Source organism: Flavobacterium hauense (genome assembly GCF_054457175.1).
Genome location: NZ_JBTKVX010000018.1, coordinates 77,477 through 96,534, shown reverse-complemented (window position 1 = coordinate 96,534; position 19,058 = coordinate 77,477). Strand labels below are relative to the sequence as shown.

General features: G+C 39.9%; 11 protein-coding genes. 4 read left to right on the top strand and 7 right to left on the bottom strand.

The genetic code is table 11. The features are described 5' to 3' along the window. From ACX0HA_RS13530 to ACX0HA_RS13520, 3 genes are all read left to right on the top strand, one after another. Positions 1–184, top strand: a 184-nt coding sequence (locus tag ACX0HA_RS13530; protein WP_458845825.1) for a hypothetical protein, incomplete at its 5' end; no start/stop codon positions are given. An 84-nt stretch (positions 185–268) separates the two neighbouring features. Continuing rightward, positions 269–805, top strand: a complete 537-nt coding sequence (locus ACX0HA_RS13525) for a nuclear transport factor 2 family protein (protein WP_458845824.1) — start codon at positions 269–271, stop codon at positions 803–805. 212 nt (positions 806–1,017) lie between these two features. Then, positions 1,018–1,710, top strand: a complete 693-nt coding sequence (locus tag ACX0HA_RS13520; RefSeq protein ID WP_458845823.1) for an OmpW/AlkL family protein — start codon at positions 1,018–1,020, stop codon at positions 1,708–1,710. A 47-nt stretch (positions 1,711–1,757) separates the two neighbouring features. Here ACX0HA_RS13520 and ACX0HA_RS13515 read toward each other — a convergent pair whose 3' ends face one another. Next, positions 1,758–2,885, bottom strand: a complete 1,128-nt coding sequence (locus ACX0HA_RS13515; RefSeq protein WP_458845822.1) for a cysteine desulfurase family protein — start codon at positions 2,883–2,885, stop codon at positions 1,758–1,760. A 145-nt stretch (positions 2,886–3,030) separates the two neighbouring features. Between ACX0HA_RS13515 and ACX0HA_RS13510 the strand changes: the two genes are divergently transcribed. Next, positions 3,031–4,008 (top strand): hypothetical protein, encoded by a 978-nt coding sequence (locus ACX0HA_RS13510; RefSeq protein ID WP_458845821.1) that lies wholly within the window; start codon positions 3,031–3,033, stop codon positions 4,006–4,008. A 36-nt stretch (positions 4,009–4,044) separates the two neighbouring features. On the opposite strand, the gene ACX0HA_RS13505 is transcribed toward ACX0HA_RS13510, so the two are convergent. From ACX0HA_RS13505 to ACX0HA_RS13480, 6 genes are all read right to left on the bottom strand, one after another. After that, positions 4,045–4,602, bottom strand: coding sequence for a Smr/MutS family protein (locus tag ACX0HA_RS13505; RefSeq protein ID WP_458845826.1), 558 nt, complete (start codon positions 4,600–4,602; stop codon positions 4,045–4,047). Continuing rightward, on the bottom strand, positions 4,595–4,789 hold the full coding sequence (locus ACX0HA_RS13500; RefSeq protein ID WP_458845820.1) for a hypothetical protein: 195 nt from the start codon (positions 4,787–4,789) through the stop codon (positions 4,595–4,597). The genes ACX0HA_RS13505 and ACX0HA_RS13500 overlap by 8 nt, the downstream gene beginning before the upstream one ends. 79 nt (positions 4,790–4,868) lie before the next feature. Next, the gene (locus tag ACX0HA_RS13495) at positions 4,869–5,780 is read right to left on the bottom strand and encodes a leucine-rich repeat domain-containing protein (RefSeq protein WP_458845819.1); all 912 of its coding nucleotides are present in this window, start codon (positions 5,778–5,780) and stop codon (positions 4,869–4,871) included. A gap of 69 nt (positions 5,781–5,849) precedes the next feature. Beyond that, positions 5,850–8,255: an alkaline phosphatase PhoX gene (locus ACX0HA_RS13490; protein ID WP_458845818.1), complete on the bottom strand. Its 2,406-nt coding sequence runs from the start codon at positions 8,253–8,255 to the stop codon at positions 5,850–5,852. A gap of 162 nt (positions 8,256–8,417) precedes the next feature. Then, entirely contained in the window at positions 8,418–10,256 is a 1,839-nt protein-coding gene (locus ACX0HA_RS13485) for a cytochrome-c peroxidase (protein ID WP_458845817.1), read from the bottom strand. A 311-nt stretch (positions 10,257–10,567) separates the two neighbouring features. Continuing rightward, on the bottom strand, positions 10,568–18,505 hold the full coding sequence (locus ACX0HA_RS13480; protein WP_458845816.1) for a choice-of-anchor J domain-containing protein: 7,938 nt from the start codon (positions 18,503–18,505) through the stop codon (positions 10,568–10,570). Positions 18,506–19,058 lie beyond the last annotated feature (553 nt).

The following is a 19,058-nucleotide window of genomic DNA, read 5'->3' as shown; positions in this document are numbered from 1 at the left end:
TTATTACACGCCATGGCAAATAAATTATAATGGGCTTTTATTTGAAACCACTTCTATAAAACTTGGAAAGTTAATAGAACGACTTACTAAAGGTACTTTATTGGACAAAAAATTCATGGCGAAGGAATATGCTATATTTAAGATCACTGATTATATGTATAACTTATCTTTAGGTAGGGAATAAATATAATAAATCCGCTTTGAGTTTTCAGAGCGGATTTTTCTTTATAGGAATTCCTTATTTTAGCCTTCTAAACCTAAACTACTCATGAAGAAAATTATTAGCCTGCTGGCAATCGCCCTGTCATTATATACAGCCGTAGCATGTAAAGAAGATAAAGCGAGAACGGGAATCGAAAATGAAAAAAATGTAGACCCAAAATCGGCTAAGTCAGATATTTTTGCCGTAGCTGATAAATTCCACACCGCTTTCAGGGCAAAAAAAGCCGAAGACATAAAAACACTTACTACTGACACCGGCTTTTTTGCAGGGACCGATCCTGAAGAAGTTTTCAACCAGCAAACCTTTATTGATTACCTGAGATTAAAACTTACGAACCCTGGTATTGGCACCATAACCTATGAGATAGACAGGCGTGAAATAATTTTTGAAGATGGCGGCAAAGGTGCCATTTTAGTAGACCAGTTTACACCAATAGTATTCACCCAGAATATTCCGTGGCGTATGACAAGCCATCTTGTAAAAAAAGACGGTGCCTGGAAATTTGATTTCATTTCCTTTGCAATGACACCAAAAAACGACGTTGTACCTTATATAAACATGGCTGCACATAAAGAAGAATAAGATCTTTTTTTTGAGATAATTCGAAAAGCGTAATAATTTTTATTGCGCTTTTTTTATGCCGGAAGATTAACTTTATAAAGGGAGATAGCGGTTAAAGCTTATAAACACTTTCAAAATAAATTATGAAAAATTATTTTGGAAACCATGATTTATATCAGCTATTGCGGTATTTGTCTTACATACTTTTGATATGTAATTCAAAACACACACAAATGAAAAAGTTAATCCTATCCGTAATTGCATTATCATTTTTTAGCACTGCAACACTATTTGCACAAACTGAAAAAGAAGACCTTTCATCCGATTTTAAAAAGTGGCAGATTCGTCTTCGCGGTATTGCCGTAGTGCCCGATGAAAGTGCCAAAATAGGTACTATCGGAGGTGATGTTGCCATCTCATCTACCTTTATCCCTGAACTTGACTTTACCTATTTCTTTACCAAAAATTTTGCTGCTGAACTTATACTCGGCACCTCTAAACATGACGTCAGTACTACCGGTTCGGATATTTCTGCCATAGGCGGGCCGACGAATGCCAACATAGAATTGGGAAGTGTACGCCTGCTGCCTCCTACCCTGACATTTCAGTATCATTTCTTCCCACTGGCTGATAAAGACTTTAAGCCCTACGTGGGTGCAGGTATAAACTATACCATTTTTTATGATGCAAAACCCGGCAAGACTGTAAAAGGTATTGAATATGACAATGCCTTAGGTTATGCTTTTCAGCTTGGCTTTGATTATATGATAAACGATAAATTCTTTGTGAATGTCGATGCTAAGAAACTCTTTCTTAACACCGACGTAAAAGTAGATGCTTCTAACCTTGCCCCCGGACTTAGCATACCGGCCGAAGTGGACATCGACCCATGGCTGTTTGGCTTTGGTGTAGGGATGAAGTTCTAATGCCAATTCGTTTTTTTGTTGAAAAAGCCACCTTAGGGTGGCTTTTATTATACTGTTTTCAATGCTACGATGAGCAAATCTATATCCTCATTGGTATTGAAATGACTAAATGAAATGCGCAATGACGGTTTTCTTACCTCTTCATCCGACAAGATTTCTTTTAGTACATGCGAAGGCTTTACGCTGCCCGACTGGCAGGCGCTGCCTCTTGACACAGCGATACCCTGCATATCTAAATGAAACAATATCATGGCTGTTTTATCTTCCGGTAGCGGAAGCATCACATTGATTATATTATAAAACAGGTTATCATTATAACCGTTGATCTTATATCCCGGAAAATGGATATCCATCTGCCCGATAAAATACGCTTTCAGGGCACTGATATGTGCTTTTTCAGTTTCAAGATTGGCATACGATAATTCCAGTGCTTTTGCCATTCCACCAATCTGATGGACTGCTTCGGTTCCTGCACGGAAACCTTTTTCCTGCTCACCGCCATAGATCATTGGCTTTAGTGGTGTGTTTTTCTTTATGAAGGCAAAGCCTACTCCTTTCGGCCCGTGGAATTTGTGTGCGCTGGCGACCAGAAAATCAACTTCAAGCTCTTTTAGATTCAGAGGCATTTTACCCATGGATTGTACCGTATCGGTATGAAAAAGTGCTCCGGACTGTTTGCAGATACGGCCTGTCCTTTCAAGATCAAGTATCGTTCCTGTTTCGTTATTCACATGGATAAGGCTTACCAGTGTTGGCACATTATCAGCAAGCAGACGCACAAGATGGGCAAGGTCAATACTCCCGTCGGGCAACAAGTTTACATAATCTACCTCTACACCATATTGGGTACTGGCTTCGATAACTGAATGCAATACTGAGTGATGCTCTACCCTGCTGCTAATAATACGTTTAATTCCCAAATCCCTAACTGCACTCAGAATGACCCAGTTGTTAGCTTCGGTACCGCACGACGTAAAAATAATTTCACGTGCTTCTGCGTTGATTAGTCCGGCAATCGTTTTTCGTGATGTTTCAACCAGAACTTTGGCGCTACGGCCAAAACTGTGTGTTGAAGATGGGTTTCCGTAATTTTCTGCAAGCAGCTGCGTTATTTCCTGTAATACTTCAGGGTGCAATGCTGTGGTAGAGGCGTTATCCAGGTATACTTTTTTCATTAATGCAAAATTACAGAAAAAAAGCAGGCAATAGCAGGATCCGTTTTTAGTTGCATCGATCATGCAGTATTTATTATACGCAATCTAATAATCCAACTATCGAAAATCGATTAAAAACCTTATTTTTGTTCGAAATACTTCTTATATGAAAAAGTTTTTTTTACTACTAGCTTCAATGGTATTGATTGCAGGATGCGATGATGGCGATATGGCTTACAAATCGTTTGATTTTTCCAACCAGCCAAACCCAACTTCATGTCCCGCTAACACTACAGATCCTACAGCTACCAGTGAAATCTATTATAAAATAAATGCCACAGAAGGGCTTATATTGACCCTTGTAAAAGGAGCGCTTATAAACTCGCCTACACAGGATGAAGATGGTGTCGACACACCACGTGAAATTGTACTGAGCGGATCTAACACCCTTACCTACTATGATTTTGTAAGCAAACCTACTTCGCTTTGTATGGTATCTGAAGTTCCGGCCTTTAACGAAAAATGGACCGGACAGGGAACTTTATCTGTTAGTACCTATGAAATTTTAGATACTAACAATAAACTTACTGGATATACACATAGCATTACCATAAAAAATGTTTCTTTCAGCCGTGACCAGGAAACCATAACCGTAATTGATAGCGATTTCGGGAATGTTGACAAGCCATTGGGGTTCACATTTAATTTTGTTCCTGAAAACGGAACAGACCCTATGGTTAAGACATGTACCGAAACTACATTGATCTATACTATGAAAGACCAGCAGATTCTTTCTATTGACATTCCTGATCAGGACTTTTATTTTGCTAATGAAACAGGGACAAAAACAATCACTATCCCTAACGATAGTAACGATGCAACTGTGCTGTTCAATGTTTATAATGGTACCGCAAGTACACTAAATGTGTGTGGAAAAGGGTCAGACGTGCCTTCGTTACCTATTCAGAAATGGCAGCTTGCACAGGGATCTGTAATTATAAAGACAAACGAATCAGGTGGTATTTACACTCATAATATTTACCTTAAGAATGCTTTATTTATACGTACCAACAGTTCAGATCAATTTTATCTTGATGATGTTGTAACTGTAGGCGCAGATGGTTACTTTTTTGGAACATACTAATAAAAAAAATCCCTCGTAAAAACGAGGGATTTTTTTTTAACGCCTGTCAACGTTTTGTCTTATAAATACTTCGGTAGCGCCAAGACCATACTTTTGATAATCGGCATCCTTAAAATCGATACCCTCATAGCGCCCCAGTAAAAAATCAAGTTCTGCTTTCAACACTCCCTCTCCTACTCCGTGAATCAGGACTATCTTTTGCATCCTGTTCTTTATGGCAAATTCCAACTGTCGTTTAGCCGTTTCAGACTGTAGTGTAAGAATATCATAGTTTGACATTCCTCTTTTATTTGGTACAAGCTTTTCTATATGCAGGTCAACTTCAAGTACAAATTCATCTTTTTTCGACTTCTTTTCTTTTACGAAGCTTCTCTTTTTAGGCTCTTCTTTTTCTCTTATCACAGAACCCAGGCTCTGATTGGAGAAAAAAGATTTCATTTCTCCTGCATTATTATCTTTAACCAGTTCTTTCTCTTCAAACATTAGCTCAAAGCCTTCATTGGTTTCAATAATTATTTTTCCGTTCTTAAATCCTCTTACGCGTCCGCTGAAAGAATCATCCAGCACGATCACTTTTTCACCTATACTAAACATCTTTTTCCTCTTCAGTATTTTCATCCCTCTGGTGCTTAGAAGGAACTTTAGACATAAGTTTCATCATACCATACATAAAAACAGCAATACAGCCAACCATAATGATCTTATTAGGCTGTACTTTAGATTGCTCAAAAAGCGCTACAAAGGCGGCTGCAAAAAACAAAACAATATATATGGTCTTCATGATAGTTCTTAAATAGCATTACTAATAATGCTGCAAAGATAAACTTTCTGCCTAATATTTCATTTTAGAAGGTTAAAGACTAAAAATAAATGGCGCAACCCGGCAGGGCTTTGCTTATTCTTGCCTTCTCTGCCTCCCGCAATGGGTTACCTGTAAGTATAAGTGTTTTTAATCCTTTCATTTTTTCTATTCCCTCAGGAAGTTTTATAAGAGAATTGTGGGCTAATGACAATAGTTCTACCCCTGAAAGTTTTGTTATGCCCTCCGGTAGTACGGTCAGTTTATTATAATCGGCTACAATGCTTTTAAGCTGATTTAGGGAAGCAATAGTTTCCGGTAAACTTCTTAACCCGTTATACTCTATATTCAGTTCCTCCAGAGACTGAAGTTTTATCCATTCAGCATCAAACTCATTAAACTGATTACGGCCTACATGAAGCACTTTAAGGTTTTTGAGTTTAGAAATACTTTCCGGTAAATAACTAAGCTGGTTATTATCTATAGCCAAAACCTCAAGGTTGCTGCAATTACCTATTTTATCTGTTAGCGATGTCAGCGTATTTTGAGAAAGATAAAGATATTTAAGCTTTTTAAGTTTTCCTATGGCATCGGGTATTGTGGTTATCTCATTATCTGAAAGGTTCAGGTTTAGTAACGACGTGAAAACAGATATCTCCTCAGGTACATATTTCAAAAGGTTAGCCTGCATATTCAGGACTTCAAGCTTTGACTGCGTGAAAAGGACATCGTCCCAATGTTCAAGGTTATTACCCATTAGGTTCATGGAGTGCAATTCCTTTAATTTCCCTATATCATCAGGCACATTAAAATAGTGCCTGTCCCTTAAGTTAAGGTGTAGTACTTTGTTTGCTTTCATGGCATCGGCTACACTATAATATACCGGTTCTTTAAGCGGGTTAGTATTTTGCGCTACCGAATAGGATAACGAAAACAAAGCAAGCAGCACTACTGCAACAACATTTTTATTCATAAAATTTTAAATAGAAAAAAGGGCCGGTATAAATGGCATACCGACCCCTTAAAAAAATTAATCAACTACTTAATTCTTCCTGATAAGTTTGTAAGTACCTGTTTTATCACCAATGTGAACGCGTACCACATATACCTGTTCTCCCGAAGCGGCAGAAAGGTTAACTTCTATTTTTTGGTTTCCGCCAAATGACTGTCCTTTCGTTTCAGAAATTTTTCTTCCAAGCATATCGAATACTTCAACAGAAACATCTTTTCCTGAATCACCTGTAATATCTACAGTAACGTTACCCTGAGTTGGATTCGGATAAAGACTTACCATATTTTTAAGAGGGTTTTGCATACCAAGAACTTCTTCAACAACTATGTAGTCAGTCTTATCAATTGCAGGGCTTGTACCGGCAGCATTTGATGTAGTAAGGCTTACTGTATAAGTACCCGAAGTTTCATAAGTAACTACCGGTGTTTTCTCAGTAGAAGTTGCAGGTGTACCTCCTTCAAAAGTCCATGACCAGCTTGTAGGATTGTTGGTACTAAGATCTGTAAACGTTACAGTCTCTCCTTCTTCTACTGTAGTGATATCAGCAGTAAAATCAGCAGCTGGAGTCTGAGCACCAAGATCTTTATTAAGAGCAAATACTACAGTTGCAGAAGTATTGAAGTTTACATCGGTAAAAGTAGCATCCTGTTGAGGCGCATTGGTGCCGTTAGGGTGTTGTACTGAGAAGAAACCATATTTATAGTCCGGTGTAAATGTAAGTCCAGTTGGCTCAGAACCTGCAGGCATAGAAGCAAAAAGCTCTATTTTAGGGTTGCTCTGCGTATGGTTTGGACGAATAACCCAGATATAGTTAAGACCACCATCCTGAAGAACCCAAAGGTTACCTTTATCATCAAAAGTAAGGTTGTCATTACCATCAGCCCAAGGCTCATTTACAGGACCGTTAGGACCGGCAATAGTATAGCTCATATCACCAGCAAAAGTTTCAAATTCAGAAATGGTTATACCATTATCCCTGAAACTGTAAATACGGTTCTTACCTTTACTTGTAAAATATATTTTCCCATCAATAGGGCTGATTTCACAATCCTCTACACCGTTAAAGTTTGTACCACCCAATGTCTGCGCAACTGATCTAAGGTTGTTACGGTCTGCCTGAGTTGTGTTAGGAACCTGTATCCATGTAGCTGTCGGTGAACTTGGCTCATCGTTAGAAAGTATAAGATCCATTTTAAGAACATATACTTTTCCAGAAGTAAAATTACCCGGAGTGTCGGCAACAAATTTGTATACACAGTGTGTACCACCATCTTCACCATAGTAACCTGTAGAACCGTCAGCAGTAATTGCAATGTTCTCGTGGTTCATTCTTCCAAGAGCCCAAAGTTTCTCTTTTTTGTTGTTTCCGTACTCCATTACTGATGCCGTTGTAGGATCAATTTCTACGAACCAACCTAAATCTTCATAACCATCACCGTTAGCATCGCCAAGAGCTGTATCCTCTTCAGTTGTGATAACTGTTCCCCAAGGTGTAATACCTCCTGAACAGTTTCTTGAAGTCGTTACAAGATCTGTGTTGTACATGTCAACCATTTTAGAGTCGTCTACAACCCAAAGCTTAGTTTGTTCATCAAGGTGTATGTTAAGCATTGACACACCACCCGGAGTGTTCTCCTGGTTAATTGAAAGGTGACCTACAGTACTACTTCCTGAAGTAGGAACATATCCTGTAAAATCGTGGTTACCCGGTACGTTTCCTCCACCTGTCATATAAGCAGATCCTTCTTTGAAAAGAAGCTGGTAACGGAATTCAGGTGCAATGATAAGATGATCCAGCTGCGGAGTTGGAGCTATTGAACTGAAACACCCGATGTGTTCTTCGTCACAGCTAATTGTTAATGCCGGGTTTACATTTTTGATGAACATGTCAAATCCTATATCAGAACTTGAACCGTCACGGTTGTGTACTTCTGCAGATATCCTGTTAAGACCTGTAGTGAAAGCCGTTTTAGGAACCTGGAAAATATAATATCTTTTTTCATTAGCCCCATCTACTGTTGTAGATGAGAACGTTAAATGGTTCGTAGGTTCAAGAGGCATGTTATCCCTGAACACTTCTACACCATTTACATAAACGATAACACCATCATCTCTTCTCACACCGAATTCTACGAATTCAGTAAGTGATGAAGTGTTTACTTCTATATCTCTGTAAAAATAAGACGTAATAAATTTGTTCCCTGAATCAGGACCAAATGATATTACAGTTGCAGTAGGGTCACCATAACCAAGTGGTGCATTTCCTGAAAGCCATCCTGCATTTGCAGCAGTAGGAAGGTTCCAGTCTGTTTCGTCCTGGCTTGTACCATTGTCAAGGTACTTCCATGCAGATCCTTTTGTAACAGGATAACCGCCTATTTGTGCATAGATAGCACCCGAAAGCAATAGGCTTACAATTAGTAAACGTTTTTTCATAATGTAATCAATTAGTTTTTGTTTTATACCACAAAAATAGATTGACAACATTTCCTGAGCCTGAACAACGGCTTAAGTTTTGATTAATTAAGCACCCACTTCGTAAACTAAACCTTAATTAATTGCCAGATATTGCGATGCCGCTTAACATAAGAAAAACAATTATTTTGCGACCGGAACATCATTCAGGGAATTTATAAAAGTAATAAGTTCTTTTTTTTCTTTAGCTGTAAGGTTCAACGGATCGGCAGAGAGCGTTTGGTTACTTACATTCAGCCCAAGTCCACCACCACCTCCATTATTATAAAAATCGATAACCTCTTCCAATGTGCTGTATGCGCCATTATGAAAATAGGGAGCGGTAAGTCCTGCATTTCTAACAGTATTTGTTTTAAATGATTTTTCATAGATCCAGGCATACTCACTTAAGATCGTGTTAGACCACCTTCCCTCATCACTGTCCAGCTTCGGCTGTTTTGCATTGGGATCGGCCAATACTCCCAAAATCTCACTTTCATTCTCACTATATAAAGGGGGAACAAGCCCGGCAAATGTTGGTACAAAATGACAAGTTGCACAATTAGCCTTGCCCATAAAAAGGTTAAAACCGTTTTTTACATCCTGGCTAAGCACATCAGATTCTCCCCGTATGTATTTATCAAATTCGCTGTTGAAAGAACGTAGTGAAATCACATAAGAAGCAAGTGCCTTAGAGAACTTTTCGCGGGTAATATTGCCTTTACCAAAAACCTCCCTGAACTGGGCGGCATATTTTGGACTTTCACTAAGTTTTTTAAGGATTGCACTGTATGCAGTATTAAATTCGTCGGGATTAAATATTACATGCTCCGCCTGCTGCTCAAGGGTGAAGGCACGCAGGTCATAAAAAAAGCGGTCAGCATATACTGCATTTACCAATGTTGGAGCATTGCGCAATACTGTTTTACCCTGAATATTACTGATTGATTTTGGCATTCCGTCTGCGAATGCTTTTCCGGGCTGATGGCAGCTGGCACAATTCATTTTGCCATCACCACTTATTGCAGTATCATAGAACAGGGACTCTCCCAATTTACGTAGCTCAGCGCTGTCTTCCCCTTCTTTCAAATCAGTAAAAAAGTACGGATTTAGAAAATCATTACCAAAAATAGATTTGCTTCCGGCATTCCAGGCAGCCGTTTGCTTGAGGAACTCAGGCTCATTTCCCGGTTCAATCTCTCCTAACTTTTTATACAGAGGATCTATATATTGCCTGAATATCTCAAGCCTGTTTAAGGTCTCAAAAGAATCAGCCTTATCAAGGTATCCTATTACACCATCAAATAGCGCTGTTATAGAATTTGATTTCTCTGGATGGCTCTCAGCATAAAAAACTTTCATACCCTCAAATGATGCTTTAGCCTCGGAAATGGCATTAAGTGATCCGGGAGTATCAAAACCGGTAAGCCCCAAAGCATATAACCTTACTAATTGCAAACGCATAGCTGATATGCTGTTTTTTGTTTCAGCTTTAGTATCCAGGCTATCAAAAAGAAGCTTGTAACTTGAACTTAGCTTTTTTGTCAGAGTTGCTATTTGTAATTTTTCCTCAGTAGCTTCATCAGAAAAAACAAGTTCATCAAGTACCTGAAGTCCTTCGGGTGTTAGTACCACTGGACTGGTGCCTGCTTTCTCAATATGGAGCAAAGGCGCTCCATTAATATGCTCGTTTACATATTCAGGATTGTAAAATGCGAGATAGAACTCTATTTTTTTATAGCTTATCCTTGTTTGCGCTAATGTATTCCTTAATGAATCAAGGCTGATTTTTCCTTTGCTGAAATTAACTGCTGCATTATCAAGAATAATTACTGACTCTTTAAAATCATGTGTAAACTGATTGATAACCACAGGGTACTTTTCATACTCTTTTTCAGAAGCAAACGAAAGCGAGACAGCAACACCTCCTATAGCAACTATTGTTAGAAAACAAGCCCTTACTCTTTTATCAAATCTTAGCATAATACCACTTTCTTTTAAGCGGCTAACTTAAATAATAGCAAAAATCAAGGCGTTAACTAAGCGTTAAGCAATGTTTAATATAAATTGCCAAAAACTGATCTATACAATCTATTTTGCAGAATTTACCGCTGTTTGCAGAGTACTTAATGCTTTTTTTTGTTTTTTTATACTATCTGAGAAGATCCTGAAAAAATAATGAAGTGCAATAGCTAAATATTGTAAATCCTTTATAAATATGTTTATAAAGTTTATTCAAAAAAAAGCCTGCCTGCTCAAGAGCAGACAGGCAGTTTAATAAAATTATGGCTAAACTAGCTAGGCCTGTTTATGTATACCCATCCGGTCTTACTGCTTCCATCAGCATTTTCTATGCTGTAGTAGTAAGTACCATCCGGCAATTCATTACTGTTATTGTCCTGTCCGTGCCACTGGTTGGTATAACCTGAACCATGGCTGAACACTTTTTTACCATAACGGTTGTAGATCTCAATCTTTTTCACGCCTGTTCCTGTAAGGTCAAGGCTGTCATTGAGTCCATCGCCGTTTGGCGATATTCCCCTTGGGATATCACACATTAGCGTTGTCACGCTATAGGCCACTTCGTTTGAACACGAAGCTGAGCTAACCGTTACCGTAAAGCCTAATGGCAATTCCGGTGCGTTATTCGCTTCTGCATAGGCCGTAACATTGAATGTTGATTCTGTGCTCACCGTTACCCCGGCTTTGTCTTTCCATACATAACCGGCAGTTTCAGGATCGAATGACGCGTTTACAGGGTTTGCGAACAGCCATGCATTGTTGCCGCGGCACTCCTGTGACACAGCTATATCCAACTTGCCCGATACCGATACCGTAGCGATATCAGAACCTCCTACATTACATGTGGTATCATCGGCTACTATAGTATATGTAATCACATAAACACCCGGTGTACTACCTGCCACATTTATCTCACCTGTTGCAGGATTGATTACAAGCCCTGCTGTTGAGCTGAACGTTCCTCCTGTGGTGAAGCCTGTAACAGTTTCAGGAAGCGTATCTGTGCTGTCATAACAATACGAATCTTCATAAGTGAACCCTGTTACCGGGGTGATTCCTGACTTAAGCTCTACTGATGTGGTAAAGGTTCCACCATCGATGCAAAGCAATGCATCTACCGGTAGTATATACTGAATATCGTGTATGCCTTGTGTAGCGCTAGTAAGGTCGATGATACCTGTTGCTGCATCTACTGTAACAGTTGCTGAGCTGAACACCCCACCAAGGGTAAACAGGTCTTCAAGGGTTGGTACAAGCTCATTTCCTGAGTTGATACAGGTTGGGCTCTCGTAGCTGAATGCCACTACAGGTGCTGTCAGAGCATTGATTACAACCGTAACCGTAGTGCTTCCTGCTTCAAGACAATCTGCTTCGGTTACTGCATAGATAACATCATAAATGCCCGGTGTTGCTGTTGTAAGGTCAATCTCCCCTGTTACAGGGTCAACTGTCAGGCCGCCTGTAGCGCTGAATGCTCCTCCTGTGTAGAAGTTAGCATCTGGTGCCGGTGTTGGGTTAGCCTCTGCTATACAATATTCCGCAGCATAGGTAAAGCCCGTAACAGGAACTGTTGGCTGTACCAGCGTTATCTCAAAGATAGATGTACCTGAGTTAACACAACCTGCAAGGCTGGTATCGGCAGCAATGCTGTAAATGATCTCATGTGTACCTGCTGTTGCTGTAGCCAGGTCAATTTCCCCCGTTACAGGATCTATAGTTACCGTAGCCGATGAATATGTTCCGCCTGTTGCAAAACCTACGGCCTCTGAAGGAAGCAATGCGGCTGTGTTGTTTAGGCATACGTCATTGGTATAGGTAAAGTCTACCACAGGGTTGGTTGCTGCATTTACAGTCACTGTAACTGTATTTGTGCCAGGATTGATACAATCTACCGCTGTTACATCGTAAGTCACATCATACGTACCTGCTGTACTTGCCGAAAGGTCAATCGCTCCTGTTATCCCATCGATGGCAAGGCCTGTTGGGGTTGCCGTAAATGTACCGTTTGGTGCAAAATCTGCATCAAGTGTAATTACAGGGTTTGTAGCGATAGAACAATAGGTTGCTGCATCATAAGTGAAGCCCACAACTGGATTGGTTTTATCGTTTACAACAACATCAAGCTGGGCCCTTACCCCTTCGCATCCTGCTGCATCTACATAAGCCACATAGTATGGCGTGGTTCCTGCTGCCGTGGTTACAGGTATCGGAGCTGCTGTAAGTGCTGTGCCGCCTGTTGCAACATCATACCATACAAGGGTATAGTCTGCAAGTTCCGGTGCTGTAAGCGGTACGGCAACCGTATCGATACAGTATTCTACCGGAGTAATAACTGCCGGGATCTCATCATTAGCAACTTTGTTTATGACGATGGTTTCTTCGCAGTAGCGTGTCTTCCACGTAAATGTATAGTCTCCTGAAAGAACAAATCCTGAGATCGATGTTGTAGAAGCAGTTGGAGTAGCAATAACAACATCAGATGGGTTCCTTTCGTCAGCTATCCACTGTCCTACTCCACGTGCAGAAACAGATGTTCCGTCAACACCACATGCAACTGAATGTGGTAAAGTAAGTATCTCATTATTAGGAACAATACTAATTGCATCAAGTACTATCCAGCTTCCAATCGGATTTTTAGTGCGGAACAAAATCCTTGTCTTAGATTGTCCTGCTGGAACGTCGTATATTCCGGTTTGTACAGTCCATTCTTTAGAGTTACTAAAATTATCTTCCAGAAGTACAAAAGGACCTGCCGGTGGACCCATAAACATTTGGACTGCAGTTGGTGAAGATGCCCTTATTGCCTGAGCATAACTATAAGTCAGCTGTGTCATTTCAGAGGTATCAAAGTCCTGATACAATCCTTCAATATTTACCATATCAGCCGGATCATAATTAGGCGTAGTCTGATTAGTTAATAACTGAATAAACTGAGTGCCTTCATAAGGTACAGGAGTACCACCAGGAGCTGTACCTGAAAAATCCATAAAAAAGAAATATTCATTACCCGGAATATTATAGCGCCAGGCAGGGACAAGCTGCTTCGAGAACATATTAGTCAGACCTCCAAATGCTGCCTCCGGATCTTCAAAACTACCATTTGCAATACCAATTAAACACGGATTTGTTGGAGTTTTAACACAAACATCAAATGTATATGCCCTTGTATTAGCAACAGGTGCTGCATTAGTTTTTTCATTGTTATTAAGAGTCAGCCTCACTTTATAAGTGTCACCAATTATTGTGGCTGTAGAGTAAGCTGCTGTTATTGAGTTCACACTACTACAGGATAACTCTTCTAAAGCTGCACCGTTTACACGGTAAAGTGTCATTGTAATAAATGGATGAGGCGGATTACCTGATGAATTATAATAATCTCCTGAGAAATTACCCAACTCAATTATGTGTGCAGTAGAAGTAGCCTGGAACTGATACCAGATATCACCATTATTTACACCTGTACATGTCATTGGTTCAGTAGAAGGTGTTGCACCTAAGAAAGTTGCATTAGCAGAAGAAACTTCACAAGTATCTCCTGTATTTACTGGAACAACAACTGCTTTTGCAGCTGAATCATTCCTTAAAAATCTGAATGGAGCTGACCAGTAACTTTTATTGGTTGTACTACATACTGCTCTTACAAAGAACTCATAAGTTCCATTTGCAAGATTTGCAAAATCAGCAGCTACAGGAGTATAAGAATTTGTTGTTATTAATGTTCCTGCTTGTGGTAATGTACCATTATTAAGTGGCTGCACAAATACTTCCCACTGCGTTTCAGCACCTCCGGCTGTCCATGAAAGAACACCGTCAGTTACCGTAAGGTTAGTTGGATTCGGACATGTAACAACGCTACATGCTGCAAAACCGGTGTATATCACATCATTCATTGGCCCAACACCCTGAGGGCTGGTCCAAACGTTTGTACCGTCGGCTTTTTTTATGGTAACAGTAGCCTGAGCCTCTCCTGATGAAGGAACAGAACCCACGGCATCCCAGAATAGCGAATACTCTACACCATCACATAAGAATACGGGAAAGGTTTGAGAAGAACCTCCTGCTGTAGTTGTTAAATTGAAGGTCTGAACAACTACCTGGTTCTGTATTAATCTGATTTCACCCTGAATATCTCCAAAATTCACAGGATTAGCCAATGTAATATTATATTCACAAAGGTTCTCATAGCTACACATTGATGTGAACTGGAACGGCCCAACCCATGGACTGTCAGTGTCAGTACATGCAGCTCTAACATAATAGTCATATTTTGTGGCAGCTGTAAGTCCTGTTTTAGTATAAGGGTTAGTTGTAACTGTTGTAAGATAAGCCGGGTTACCGTCCCCTACCGGAGCCGCAAGCCCTGCTGGCTGTACATATACATCCCAAGCTGTTTCTGTGCCTGTAGTATCCCATTTTAACTGCGCCTGAACATCAGTAATGTTTAGAACTGCGAGGTTTGCAGGCTGAGAACAAGCCGGTATATCTTCAATAACAACCTTGTCAATAAGCAACATTTGTCCTCTGTAACCCCAAGCGTTAGAAGGTTTAGGAGGTATGCGCCATGCAATATTGATATTACCGGTAACACCTGCAGGAAGGTTAATAACTTTCTCTTTCCACTCGGTATTATTAAGTGGAGGTGTATCAAAGTAATCTGCTGACGATAAAACCGTTGTAAAATTGGCAGACTCAATACCTGTAGTAGACAATAGTACTTCAAGATCTTCATAATAATCTGAACTATTTGTCCTGTAATAATATCTAAGACGCTGTCCGGCAGTTACAGTAATGGTTGGCGAAATTAGCCAGTCATTGTTGTCACCATTTGAGCCGCTGAATATACCAGCTGCATGATCACCTTCATAAGGATTTATACCCGCATTGGTATTCCAGGTATAAACAAGACCTCCTCCTGTACCTGTACCTACATCGTTTCTTACAAGCCAGCATTGTTCAGTTGCTGAATCAGGGTTAAACGTTTCTGTAAACGGTGACGCAATAGGGTTACATAAGGTTTTAAATTTAATCGGGCCAATCCAGTTACTCTGGTCCGTGCCGCTACAATATGCTCTTACATATACTTCGTACTGTGTATCAGCTAATAAAGGAGCAACTGTGTTAAATTCAGGATTAGTATCAACCAGTGTACCGGCTGTAGGAACACCTGTGCCTACAGGCTGTACTGCTACTTGCCATTGTGTTTCTAAAAATCCTTTTGTCCATGAAAAACGGGCACTGTTAACAGTAATGTTAGATACCGTAAGCAATGAAGGATTAGGACAAGCCGGAGCTTCATCTATCCTTACATCATCTATATACAAGTTAGCTGTTCCCGGAGCCACAGAATATGTTGGTGGTACTCTAAAAGCAATATAGACAGGTCCGTTTGCATTAATATATAATGCTTTTTCAACATAATCAACGTTTGTAGATACCAGTAATGGCGAGATTACAGTAAAGCTTGCCGGGTTGGTATCTGTAGTTGACATTAATACCTCTAAGCCATTTCTTGCCGTAGCGTGAAATATACTTGTTGCAGATTTATACTTAAACTTAAGCTCTTTAGTACCTATCACATTAATAGCAGGTGTAATAAGCCAGTCATTATAAGATGTTGGGGCATTAAAGCCAGGTCTTACAAGCTGCGCTTCGGTAACCGGTACTGTCGGTGTACCTAATGTAAACGTTCCACCACCATTAACATCAGTGATCGTCCAACAGAATTTGTGAGAGTTTGCGGGATCGCCATTATTAAAGTTCTCAACAAATGGGGTGTTAAACACACCACATACAGTGTTGAATGCAACAGGGCCTACCCAGTTACTTTTTTGTGTAGATGAGCAGTAAGCTCTTACATAATATTCATAAGCTGTAGAAGGAAGTACTGTAGCGGTATATGGATTAGAGTTAACCAAAATACCATCTGCTGTTGGAACTCCTGTACCAAGAGGCTGCACGACAACTTCCCATTGAGTTTCCGTATCGCCTACAGTCCATGCAAACTGAGCCGTTGTAGTTGTGATATTACTAACCGTTGGTAAAATTGGATCCGGACAAGCAGGCTTATCTTCGATAAATACATCATCAATTGAAATCCTTGTTGCTGTATTACCCGTACCCGGTGTAACGATAAAGGCTATATTTACAGGACCTGTTATTGAAGTTGGGATATTAATTATCCTTTCCTGAAATGCCGTCATTGTAGCAAAAGACGTTTCCGGCATAAGTACAGTCGTGAAATTATCTACCCCTACTCCGGTAGTTGAAATTTTAATAGAATATTTCACATTTCCACCTACAGCCTGATGCTTATATCGTAACCTTTTTTGTACTCCTGTAAAGTTTACCTGAGGGCTTACAAAATAATCATTATTATAATTTTGGTTTCCATTTACTGCTATTGTAGCATAAGATGAAGATAAATATGTCCATGCAACAACATCGTTATTTACATCTAAAATGGTCCAACATGGTGTCGGAGCTGCAGGTGTTGCCCCTGTAAAGTTTTGTGAATACGGTGTAGGGAACATGGTACACTGCGTTGTAAACCTGTAAGGTGCACTCCATGCACCAGGTGTTCCGCCACAAACTGAACGAACATAAAGATCATACGATGTTCCTGCTGCCAAACCAGTGTTTATGTTAACATCAATGTTGGTTGGTGTAGCTGTACCGGCACCTGTCGGAACTCCTGCACCTGCAGCCTGAACTTTATATTCCCATGCACTGGCAAAGTTGCCAACGTTATTCCATGAAAATTTGACGCTTGTCTGTAAAAGATCCTTGTAAGTAAACACTCCCGGAGGAGCACATGCAGCCGATTGTACAGACAATGTAAATAATATACCTGCTGTTGCTGTTAAGTTTGAGGATACTACAATTATGTAAGTATGCCCAGCCTGTACAAATACGTTATTGATAGTAGCAGGAACAGCTGCTGTAGATGTAGTATTAGCGCCAAGACAGGCTACAGCAACATTACTACAACCATCGTATACAAAAAAGCCTGTTGAATGGTTAAAACCATTCAGAGCAGAATTTGCTGTAGTTACGTTTGTTACACTTATCAATCCATCCTGAGTAGGAGTATACGAGAAAAATGCCTTAGCACCTGTCATATAGTTTTGTGTGATTGCAGGCGAAAGACAGCCTGTTCCCGGATTTGGATACGTTACCGCAGCATTAGCAAATGTAGAAAGGTTACCCGTAAAAGTATACGGTGCTCCTGTAGCAGGAACGATAATAGGATTACTGCAATATGAACCCACAGCAACAGTACTAAAAGTATTGGCTGTTGTTGTAACCCACGCACTGGGGGTCACTGAACATATTGCTTTAATATAAGCCTTATAAGCAGTACTGGCTGTTAAGCCTCCCGCCGCATACGAAAACGACGGTCCTGCCCCTGTAACGGTAGTACCCACTGCCGAAGCACCCGGTGCCGGAAGGGCAGCCTGCTGCACAATAATCTGAAATTGTGTTGCGGTTGGATGTGTCCAGTTTATAGTAGCAGTCGAAGTAGTAATGTTTGCAGCCGGTGCTGTAATTGTAGTTGCCACTACAGGATTACATACTGTTGCTGTCTGTACACTGACATTATCAATTAACCAGGTGTCAGCATTAGGTGTAGCACCTACCTGTTGATTTACCAATACGAATGCAATGTAAATGTTAAGTCCCGGGGCAATATTACCCAGAGATAACGCTTTTTCCTCATAACCGGCAGTGGTAGTAAGCTGTGCTTCTGTAAATGTCCCTAATACCGTTGAAAAACTGCTGATATCAGATGGGCCCACTGTAGATAGCCTTACCTCATAAATATTACCAAAATCAGTCGCGCTGGACTGTTTGGTAAAAAATCGCAATTCACCATTGGAAGGAACCGCAAACGGTGGAGTAAAAAGATAATACCTGGCTGTAGTGCCACTACCGAGAACTTCCGCTGATGGATCGATAAAAGCAGCGCCCGCGCTGCCAAGATATCCATCAGTAGAGGTTGTCCATTGCGAAGTACCTCCCACGTAAGCCCTCGGCCATGTTGCCGGGATACCGCCATCGAAATTCTCGGTAGCCAGCTGTGCAAATCCTGCCGTTGAGATCAGGTTTAAAAGCACTATCAGGCATAGCTTCCCGATAATACTTTTCCAACTCAAAAAACGACAAGCACCTGAGTAATCATCAGGCGATTTTTCGAATAGTTTTTGATTCATAGTTTTGATAGGTTTTTGTTTAGTTAGCTTATTCCAGCTTAAGCAAATCTTAACATAAAACTCATATTATCCTAATAGTAGCCTTTATCAATTCGGTAATTTAAAAACACAAAATATCACAAATAAAACCTGATTATCAATACTTTAAAACACAATATCTACATTGTGGTTATCCGCAGCATTTCATGCTGTTTTGAAGTTTACTTATTAAAATTTTATCACATTGCTACATGATAAAGTTGTATCTCTGTATGCCATCTTTAAAAAAAAACTTTAAAATAAATTCAGCGATTTTTGTTTTGTAAAACAGTATTGGTTGTATAGAGCAAGTTAAAAACTGTTTTTAGCAAACGCTGTTTAAAGCAGCCATAGGCAACTATTATATTTTTATAATTATAAAAACATGCTGACATTCTTATATCTCTTTCCGTATGACTGATTTTTGTAAGCCTATTTATAGAATTTAGCAAACCTAAACATCAACAAAAAAGCCTAAACTCAAATAAATCAACACATTAAAGTTAATTCAAAGTCTACAATTCCGTAAAATATT

What these genes read in the sequence shown, in the direction of transcription:
- ACX0HA_RS13525 (WP_458845824.1), top strand. Translation starts at nt 269, where the DNA reads ATGAAGAAAATTATTAGCCTGCTGGCAATCGCCCTGTCATTATATACA.
- ACX0HA_RS13520 (WP_458845823.1), top strand. Translation starts at nt 1,018, where the DNA reads ATGAAAAAGTTAATCCTATCCGTAATTGCATTATCATTTTTTAGCACT.
- ACX0HA_RS13515 (WP_458845822.1), bottom strand. Translation starts at nt 2,885, where the DNA reads ATGAAAAAAGTATACCTGGATAACGCCTCTACCACAGCATTGCACCCT.
- ACX0HA_RS13510 (WP_458845821.1), top strand. Translation starts at nt 3,031, where the DNA reads ATGAAAAAGTTTTTTTTACTACTAGCTTCAATGGTATTGATTGCAGGA.
- ACX0HA_RS13505 (WP_458845826.1), bottom strand. Translation starts at nt 4,602, where the DNA reads ATGTTTAGTATAGGTGAAAAAGTGATCGTGCTGGATGATTCTTTCAGC.
- ACX0HA_RS13500 (WP_458845820.1), bottom strand. Translation starts at nt 4,789, where the DNA reads ATGAAGACCATATATATTGTTTTGTTTTTTGCAGCCGCCTTTGTAGCG.
- ACX0HA_RS13495 (WP_458845819.1), bottom strand. Translation starts at nt 5,780, where the DNA reads ATGAATAAAAATGTTGTTGCAGTAGTGCTGCTTGCTTTGTTTTCGTTA.
- ACX0HA_RS13490 (WP_458845818.1), bottom strand. Translation starts at nt 8,255, where the DNA reads ATGAAAAAACGTTTACTAATTGTAAGCCTATTGCTTTCGGGTGCTATC.
- ACX0HA_RS13485 (WP_458845817.1), bottom strand. Translation starts at nt 10,256, where the DNA reads ATGCTAAGATTTGATAAAAGAGTAAGGGCTTGTTTTCTAACAATAGTT.
- ACX0HA_RS13480 (WP_458845816.1), bottom strand. Translation starts at nt 18,505, where the DNA reads ATGAATCAAAAACTATTCGAAAAATCGCCTGATGATTACTCAGGTGCT.